A 9,205-nucleotide genomic window follows, 5' to 3' on the forward strand; every position below is an offset into this window, starting at 1 on the left:
CTAGTGGCACCAGGGTATTAATTTTCGGCGGGCCGGTTGCCGGCCGCCAAGCAAGTTAGCAGAGGGATCTACGATGGGACAATTTGACGCCTTATTTCAACCCATGAATATCAACAAGCTCACCATTCGTAACCGGGTGGTGAGTACGGCCCATGCCGAAGTGCATGCCACCGACGGCGGTATGACCACAGAACGTTACGTCAAATATTACGAAGAAAAGGCCAAGGGCGGTCTGGGACTGGCCATCTGCGGCGGCTCCAGTGTGGTGTCCATCGATAGTCCCCAGGAGTGGTGGAGCTCGGTCAACCTGAGTTCCGATCGCATTATCCCTTACTTTAAAGATTTGTCTGAAGCCATGCACAAGCATGGTGCCAAGATCATGATTCAGATCACCCACATGGGCCGTCGTTCCCGTTGGGATGGTTATAACTGGAGCACACTGCTCAGCCCGAGCGGCCTCCGTGAACCAATCCACCGTGCCACTAATAAAACGATTGAGCCGGAAGAAATCCAGCGCATCATCGGCGATTTTGCCCAGGCGGCTCGCCGTGCCAAGGAAGGCGGTCTGGACGGCGTGGAAATTTCCGCCGTACACCAGCACCTGATCGATCAGTTCTGGAGCCCACGGGTTAACAAGCGAACCGACGAGTGGGGCGGCAGCTTCGAAAATCGCATGCGCTTCGGCCTGGAAGTGATCAAGGCGGTGCGTGCCGAGGTTGGTCCCGACTTTGCGGTGGGGATGCGCATGTGTGGTGACGAGTTCCACGTGGACGGCCTGAACCACGAAGACATGAAACAGATCGCCAAGTATTACGACGACACCGGCCTGCTGGACTTCTTCGGTGTGATCGGCTCAGGGGCGGACACCCACGCCACGCTGGCCAACGCGATCCCCAACATGAGTTACCCGCCAGAGCCTTTCCTGCACCTGGCAGCAGGCATCAAGGAAGTGGTCTCGGTACCGGTGATCCACGCCCAGAACATCAAGGATCCCACCCAGGCCCAGCGTATCATCGAAGGCGGTTATGTCGACTTCGTAGGCATGACCCGGGCGTTCATGGCCGACCCCCACCTGATCGCCAAGGTCAAGCTGGGCCAGGTTGATCAGATTCGCCAATGCGTGGGTGCCAACTACTGTATCGACCGTCAGTATCAGGGGCTGGATGTGTTGTGTATTCAGAACGCCGCCATGGCCCGTGAAAGCACCATGCCCCATATCATTGAGCCCAGCAGCGGGCCCAAGCGTAAGGTGGTGGTGGTGGGTGGCGGCCCTGCCGGTATGGAAGCGGCCCGGGTTAGTGCCGAGCGCGGCCATGAGGTGGTGCTGTTCGAGAAAGCGCCCGAGCTGGGCGGACAAATCACCCTGGCGGCGAAGGCGCCCCAGCGGGATCAGATTGCCGGCATCACCCGCTGGTTCGCCATGGAGTTGCCGCGCCTGAAGGTGGATGTGCGCCTGAATACGGCGGCCGACGTGGCGAGCATCATGGCGGAAAATCCGGATGTGGTGATTCTGGCGGTGGGTGGAGCTCCCTTCATCGAGCAAAACCCGGAATGGGGCGCAGAAGAAGGGCTGGTGGTCAGCAGTTGGGACATCCTCTCGGGCAAGGTCGAGCCGGGCAAGAATGTGCTGATCTACGACCCCATTTGTGAATTCACCGGCATGTCCACGGCCGATTATCTGGCCGCCAAGGGCAGTCTGGTAGAGCTGGTCACCGACGACACCAAGCCGGGGGTGGCTGTGGGGGGCACCACTTTCCCCACCTATTACCGTTCGCTGTACGAGCGCGACGTGATCATGACGTCTGACCTGTCCATGAACAAGGTGTACCGGGAAGGGGACAAGCTGGTAGCGGTGCTCGAAAATGAGTACAGCCACCAGCAGGAAGAGCGGGTAGTGGATCAAATCGTGGTGGAAAACGGTATTCGCCCCGACGAGAAACTCTACTGGGAAATGAAGGCCGATTCCGTCAACAAGGGCCAGATCGATATTGAAGCCCTTTATGCGGCCAAGCCTCAACCCAGCCTGTCTCACGGCGGTCAGGGATACCTGCTGTATCGCATTGGTGACTGCGTATCCCAGCGCAACACCCATGCCGCCATCTATGACGCCCTGCGCCTGTGCAAGGACTTCTGATTTGAAAGGTGCCGGAGCCTGCTCCGGCGCCATGAGGTAAGCCGCTATGTTTGAGCCTGTGATCCCCTATCTGTTATTACTCGCCTTCGCCCTGGCCGTAGCCGGGGCGGTGCGGCGTGTTCGTCTCTGGCGTCAGGGCCAGTCCAGCCCGGTTTCGTTCTGGCGAGGGCTGGCTGCCATGCCGAGACGTTATCTGGTTGACCTGCACCATGTGGTGGCCCGCGACAGCTATATGTCCAACACCCACGTTGCCACCGGCGGCGGCTTTGTGCTGGCGCTGGTGCTGGTAGTGCTGGTGCATGGTGTGGGTTTGAAAACCGCCTGGCTGACCTGGCCGCTGCTGGCTGCCAGCCTGTTGATGATGACAGGCGCGTTTTTTGTGTGGAAGCGCCGTGCCAAGCCGGCCGCCGAGCTGCCCCATTCCCGTCTTTCCCGGGGGCCCTGGCAGCGTCTGCCCAAGAGCCTGATGGCCTTTTCTATCGGCTTCTTTGTGGCGACTCTGCCGGCCGCCGGCATCTTGCCCGACGGCACCGGCAGCACGCTGCTGGCCCTGTTGTTGCTGGCCGCCTGTATCTGGGGCCTGGGCGAGATGGTGTTCGGCATGACCTGGGGCGGCCCCATGAAGCACGCCTTCGCCGGCGCCCTGCATCTGGCGTTTCATCCTCGTCCGGCCCGTTTCGATGGTGGCCGCGACACCGGTATCAAGGCGCTGGATTTGAGTGACGCCAAGCTGGGAGTGGAAAAGGTTACCGACTTCAAGTGGAACCAGCTATTGGGCTTCGACGCCTGCGTGCAGTGTGGTCGTTGCGAAAGCAAGTGTCCCGCCTTTGCCGCCGGCCAACCCCTTAACCCGAAGAAGCTGATCCAGGACATGGTGACCAGCCTGGCCGCCCAGGAGGAAGTGAACTACCAGGGTAGCCCTCACCCGGGCCAGGAACAGGCCGCCCGCACCGGCTGCCCCGACCTGCCGCTGGTAGAAAGCATTCTCGACAGCCAGACCCTGTGGTCCTGCACCACCTGCCGGGCCTGCGTGGAAGAATGCCCCATGATGATAGAGCACGTGGATGCGGTGGTAGACATGCGCCGTTACCTGACCATGGAGCGCGGTGAAACCCCGGGCAAGGGCCAGGAAGTGCTGGAAAACCTGATCGCCACCGACAACCCGGGCGGCCTGTCTCCGGCCAGCCGCAGCCACTGGGCGGCGGACTTGTCGATTCCTCTGCTCAAGCAAACCAAAGCAACCGACATTATGTTCTGGGTCGGTGACGGTGCCTTCGACATGCGCAACCAGCGTACCCTACGGGCACTGGTCAAGCTGCTCAAGGCGGCGAATGTGAACTTCGCCTTCCTCGGTGACGAGGAGCTGGACTCCGGTGATCTGGCCCGCCGCCTGGGCGATGAAGCCACCTTTCAGCGGCTGGCCAAGACCAATATCCAAACCCTGAGCAAGTATCAGTTCAATCGCATCGTCACCGCGGATCCCCATGCCTTGCAGTGCCTGGGCACCGAATATGCGGAGCTGGGCGGGGACTACCAGGTGGTGCACCACACCGAGCTGCTGGCTGAACTGCACCAGCAGGGGCAGTTGCAATTTACGGCCAACGGCAATGCGCGCATGACTTACCACGATCCCTGTTATCTGGGTCGCTACAACGGTGTCTATGACGCCCCCCGTTACCTGATCGATCAGCTCGGTTACGAGCGTACCGAGATGGAACGCAGCGGCTTCCGCTCTCGCTGTTGCGGCGGCGGCGGCGGTGCACCGATCACGGATATTCCGGGTGAACGCCGTATTGCCGACATGCGCATGGACGACGCCAGGGCGGTGAACGCCGACTTGATGGCGGTGGCCTGCCCGCAATGTACCCACATGATGGAAGGGGTAGTAGAGCCGCGCCCCGAAGTGAAGGATATTGCCGAGCTGCTGCTGGAGGCGCTGATCGTGCCCGCATCGCCGCAAACAGCGCAGCTAAAAGTGCAGCAGCCAGAGGAGGAACTTGCTCATGTCTGAATTGAATCGTCGTGATCCGCGCCTGAGCTGGATACTGCGTAACCGGCTTCACCCTCAACATGGTGAGCAGAGTGGCGAGCCCACCCGGGGCCCGACCGGTTTGCTGCGCAAGAACCCCAGGCCCCAGTGGCAAGAGGGCCCCAGCGGCCTGCGCCGACTGGAGCGCCTGAACATGGGCGGGGCGGCCGGCATTACCCAGTTGAACTCGAAGAAACGCAACGAGCAGCCGGTGTTACCGCTGCATCAGGTGGTGGAGCCTCAGGCGTATATCGCCGTCTGGTTGCAGACCAGCGGCGGTCGCCTGACCAGCCACTGCAAGGATGTGTTGGGCCAGGCCCAACAGCTGGCGGTGGCTCGGGAGCAGCCAACGGCGGTACTGGGCGTGCTCTGTGGCGAACTGAAGGACAGCATAGAGGGGGCCGGAGTCGATCGGCTGTTGCAGGTGCAGGGGCCGGAATACGACGGCTATCAGCCGGAGGCCTGGAGCCAGTTGTGCAGTCAGGTGGACGCATCTGTGCAACCCCTGTACTGGCTGCTGGCCGACAGTGGCGAGTCTGCCGAGCTGGGCCGCCGACTGGGCGTGGCCCTGGGCGAGCGTCCGGCCACCGGGGTATGGAAGCTGGAAGCCGACAGTTTGCTGGCGAGAAACGGCGCCGGCAATCGGGATATCAGCCGCCCCTGGTCGCGCATCATGCTGTTGCTGGAAGAATGTGCTCTGCCGTGCGGCGAGTATCGCTTTGATGCCAGCCCGCTCGAACTGGAACAGAAGCTGGCACTGTCGGCGCCCACCGGCTCCCGACTGGACGATCTGGGGCGGGTGGCGGTGGATCCCGCCGAAATTCCCATGGCCGAAGCCGAGTTTATTCTGTCGGCGGGTAACGGTATTCATGACTGGGACCAGTTTCATCAGGCCGCCGCCTTGCTCGGCGCCTCGGAAGGGGCCAGCCGGGTGGCGGTAGACGACGGCTTTATGCCCCGCAGCCGTCAGGTGGGGGCGACCGGTACCTGGGTGAGTGCCCGGGTTTATATCGCGGTGGGAATTTCCGGTGCTGTGCAGCACCTGCAGGGCATCGGCAAATGTGAAAAGGTGGTCGCCATCAATAAAGATGCCGACTGTGACATGGTCAAACGGGCCAGCCTGGCCGCCATTGGCGACAGCAGTGAAATACTGTCTGCGCTGATGAAGCTGGTTGAAGCCCAATCTCTCCAGGAGGTGAGTGATGCAGCCTGATACCCTGAATATTGCCGTGCTGATCTCTCAGGGCCAGCATCCGGTATCCGGGCGCGCGCGTCGCGCCCATCAAGACGCCTGCGCCCTGGAGCTGGCGATGTCTTTGAACGAGTCGCTGCCCCAGCCGCTGAACAGCAAGGTGAGCGCCATTCACGCCGGCGATCCCAAGCAGGAAGCCCTGCGCGATTACCTCGGCATGGGCATCGACGGCCTGACGGTGTTGAACCAGACGGAAGAAGACGATGCCCTGGCGGTGCTGACCCCTTATCTGAGTGAACAGCAGCCGGATATTCTGCTGACCGGGGTGCGTGCCGAGTATGGCGAAGGCTCCGGCCTGCTGCCTTACCTGCTGGCCGAACGCTTGGGCTGGCCCCTGGTAACCGGCATCGCCGCTATAGAAAGTATCGAACATGGCGAAGCCAGCCTGCTGCAGGCCCTGCCCAGAGGCCAGCGCCGACGCATCAAGGTCAAGCTGCCCTTCGTCGCCAGCGTAGAAAGTGCCGCCGCCGAGCCCCGGCAAATCGCCTTTGCCAAGGCCAGACGCGGCAACATAATACGGCTGACCCCGACCACCGAGGTCGATCAGGAGCGGACTGAATGGACGCTATCGGCGGCCAAATCCCGGCCCAAACGCCTCAAGGTATCGACCGCCAAAACTGCCGCCGACCGCCTGAAGCAGGCCACGGCCAAGGCCCAGGGCGGCAAGGGCCAGATCATCCGCGATGATCCCCAGGCCGCCGCCAAGGCCATCTACGACCTGCTGGTAGAAGAGGGCGTATTGCGCAAGTAAAATGAATAAGGTTTGTCTTGGGGAAGACAATGCAAAACGCCGGCAAAAGCCGGCGTTTTTTTAATAGTTTGTCATTCTCGCGAAGGAACGTCATCCTCGCGAAGGCGGGGATCCAGGGCAGACAGCACCAAATCTGGCCCCGATCACCATTATTCCCAAAAAATCCGATACCCAAAACTACCACCCAAACCTCGACCTCACCCAGCCAAAGAGTCGAACTATTTGGCTGCCCTGCAAAGGTCGGACAAAGGGCCAGCTCCACCGACTCGCTCAAGCACATCCATGTGACGCTCAGCACATGACATCCCTGTCATGTGATGGTCGGTGGAGCAGATCCCTTTGTCCTCCCTGATGCTGCGGAGCCGCCAGTTGACGTCGTCCATACCCGCGGATTTCCCATCGTCATCCTCGCATAGGAACGTCATCCTCGCGAGGGCGAGGGCGAGGGCGGGGACGGGAATCCAGAGCAGACAGCACCAAGCCTGGCCCCGTGCACCGTCACCCCCCAAAAAGCCGACATCCGAAAACACCATCAAACCTCAGCTGAGCAGATTTCTTTATCCTCCCTGATAACAGGGAATGGCCAGCGGCCCGCATGGGCTTGAACGTGTTGGTGGAGAGGTATTTTGAACGAGTGGGGAAAGAGGATAACGCTGGTGGAGTCGTTTGTTATATTTTTGCCAGCCATTTATACATGACTAAAGCGTCTACGTAACCTTGCGAAGGGTGCTTGAATGCTTTTGGTAATTGGCCGACCGTTTCAAATCCGAGTTTGTTCCATAAACGAACGGCACCCTCATTGCTTGAGGCTACAAAATTAAACTGCATGGCTTTGTAGCCTAATTCAAGAGCCACTTCTTGAGAATGCTCACACATCGAAGTGGCCAGACCTTTACCTCTCGCCATAGATGAAACCATATAGCCACAGTTACAGACATGATTTCCAGGGCCAGCTTGATTGGTTTTGAGATAGTAAGTACCAAGAATGTTGCCGTCATCCTCAAAAACAAAGACCTTTCTTGGTGTCTCCAGCCAAATTTTTTCAGCCTCATTCTTAGTCGTTGCTGGATCATATGCGTATGTTTCACCAGCAGAAACTACTTCACTGAAAATAGCCCAGATGCTTTCCCAATCTGCTTTTGTTGCTTCTCGAATGTTCATAGCTCAACTTCTCTAAGAAAACATAACGCTTGGTTTAGGAGTATGGCGGGTGCTAAATGGGGCTAGATGAGTGCGCCCAGCATGGGTATGAACTAATGAGATGAAAGTCCTCTGTAGGAAGATCACTATCTCTAGCGATTTATAATCGATATTAGATGCGAACTACTAGCGAATGGCAAGGGCAGCTCCGCGAGCGTCTGTCTGAAGGAAGTCGGTCGCAAAACTGTGAGCTGATGAACAAGAACATTATATGAGGCGTAGGTTGAAGGCGAGGTTTGGGCTCGCTCACTGAATCTACGCAGAGTACGAATGGCGCTCATATAGTTGGCAGAGCGGGTCCTTTGCCCGAAGTGCCAGACCTCTGTCGTCTGCAGACATAAGCTTCATTCAGAGTCTCCTTGGTCACCTAACGCCGCATTAAGATATGAGCAATGCTACCATCAAATATAAATCATTACGCCATAAACAAGGAACCCAACCTTATTTAAAGTAAAACTTATCTGCACTGCCCTTGCCAAAATACTTTTCATATTCCTGTGCAGCATAAGAATCCATCATGCCTGAGATGTAATCAGTAACTAGACGAGTCTTGCAGTCAGTGATTGAACGCAACTCTGGTGGTAGCAAGATATTGTCTTTGTTGTATTTTTCATCAGAGTATACCCCAAATAGGCCCCGAATAATCTGCTCACCTCGGCGCTCATAAAGTTGAATATCCTTTTTGCGGAGTATTGCCTTAAACAACAGCTTTTTAAGCCCTTCAGCCAATTTAGCATGTTGTTTGTAACCTAAACAACCATTAACTAAACCAATGTCAGAGCATAGAGTATTAACTATTTTTGACGTCAGTTCTTTCTTCAGAATAATTGCATACTCTTCAGATGTTCCACTTCGACTAGCTTTCATTGCGACAGTTTGTACATCTTTCGAAATCTCGACCATCGTTGGATATGCATCTTTAAATTTTTCGCTAATACTAAATTCATGAACTATCTCACCTAAGCTAATCATGCCAAAGCTTAATGCGTCTTCTAAATCATGTGCCGCATAAGCAATTTCGTCAGCTAAATCCATTATTTCCGCATCGATACTCTTAGTGACACTAATATCGTTACGATCTAGTTCAGCTTTCAGAAAGGCATAATCGGCGTCATATAAAAATTTATTGCTGTTCTGACTCTTATTAAAGAAATATTTAGTAACAGCCATTAGAGTACGTACATTTAAGTTTAGCCCTTGATACGCATAATGCTTCATTTCTAAAGTACGTAAAATTCGGAATGCTTGAGCATTCCCCTCGTAACCACCGCAACCTAGACTTAAGCTATTCAGTACAACTTCGCCATAATGCCCAAAAGGTGGATTACCAATATCATGTGCAAGTGATGCCGTTTCGGTTACAACCGTATGTTCTAGTTTTAGGTCATAAGCGATAGAACGAGCTATTTGTGCTACCTCTAGACTATGAGTGAGACGATTTCGATTAAATTTATTAGCATCAACACCAAGAAGCTGCATCTTTCCTTGTAGACGTCTGAAAGATGATGAATATAAAACTCTTGCATAATCACGCATCAAGTCATGACGATTTTCTGAACGACCATCCTCGTGTTCATAGACTCTATACTCTAGTCTAGAAATTATCTCTTCCTGAGCTTTTGCATAATCAATTACTTCATTATCGTACATGTTTTTCTCTTGTTAGTTTTTGATCAGTTAACTTTGGCGTATAACGCTAAGCTAAGCGGGGAATTACAGTTAGGCTAAGCACGAGAAAACTGTAATTTTCCGTTTAAGCATCTTGTTGAACTAAGCCGCTTCGCGGCAGAAAAATGGCGCTCCCTATCATACTGATCTCAGAGCCCTACCAGAGTGGTA

6 protein-coding genes are annotated in these 9,205 nt (G+C 55.9%); 4 read left to right on the plus strand and 2 right to left on the minus strand.

The window, feature by feature from the left end; genetic code table 11:
- The first annotated feature begins 73 nt into the window (after positions 1-73).
- The 4 genes from ACN0VL_RS11600 to ACN0VL_RS11615 are packed head-to-tail and all read left to right on the plus strand — an operon-like array spanning position 74 to position 6,166.
- Entirely contained in the window at positions 74-2,134 is a 2,061-nt protein-coding gene (locus tag ACN0VL_RS11600) for an FAD-dependent oxidoreductase (protein WP_417617533.1), read from the plus strand.
- A 46-nt stretch (positions 2,135-2,180) separates the two neighbouring features.
- On the plus strand, positions 2,181-4,145 hold the full coding sequence (locus ACN0VL_RS11605) for a (Fe-S)-binding protein (RefSeq protein ID WP_417617534.1): 1,965 nt from the start codon (positions 2,181-2,183) through the stop codon (positions 4,143-4,145).
- Positions 4,138-5,376, plus strand: coding sequence for an electron transfer flavoprotein subunit alpha/FixB family protein (locus tag ACN0VL_RS11610; RefSeq protein ID WP_417617536.1), 1,239 nt, complete (start codon positions 4,138-4,140; stop codon positions 5,374-5,376). The genes ACN0VL_RS11605 and ACN0VL_RS11610 overlap by 8 nt, the downstream gene beginning before the upstream one ends.
- The gene (locus ACN0VL_RS11615; RefSeq protein WP_417617538.1) at positions 5,366-6,166 is read left to right on the plus strand and encodes an electron transfer flavoprotein subunit beta/FixA family protein; all 801 of its coding nucleotides are present in this window, start codon (positions 5,366-5,368) and stop codon (positions 6,164-6,166) included. The genes ACN0VL_RS11610 and ACN0VL_RS11615 overlap by 11 nt, the downstream gene beginning before the upstream one ends.
- A gap of 669 nt (positions 6,167-6,835) precedes the next feature.
- Here the strand turns inward: ACN0VL_RS11615 and ACN0VL_RS11620 are convergent.
- Both ACN0VL_RS11620 and ACN0VL_RS11625 read right to left on the minus strand, forming a co-directional pair.
- Positions 6,836-7,327 carry a GNAT family N-acetyltransferase gene (locus ACN0VL_RS11620; RefSeq protein WP_417617540.1) on the minus strand — a complete coding sequence of 164 codons (492 nt, stop codon included), beginning with the start codon at positions 7,325-7,327 and terminating at the stop codon, positions 6,836-6,838.
- Between the two features lie 480 nt (positions 7,328-7,807).
- Positions 7,808-9,016 carry a deoxyguanosinetriphosphate triphosphohydrolase family protein gene (locus ACN0VL_RS11625; RefSeq protein ID WP_417617542.1) on the minus strand — a complete coding sequence of 403 codons (1,209 nt, stop codon included), beginning with the start codon at positions 9,014-9,016 and terminating at the stop codon, positions 7,808-7,810.
- Positions 9,017-9,205 lie beyond the last annotated feature (189 nt).

It is taken from the genome of Oceanisphaera sp. (assembly GCF_048268965.1).
Classification (GTDB): domain Bacteria; phylum Pseudomonadota; class Gammaproteobacteria; order Enterobacterales; family Aeromonadaceae; genus Oceanimonas.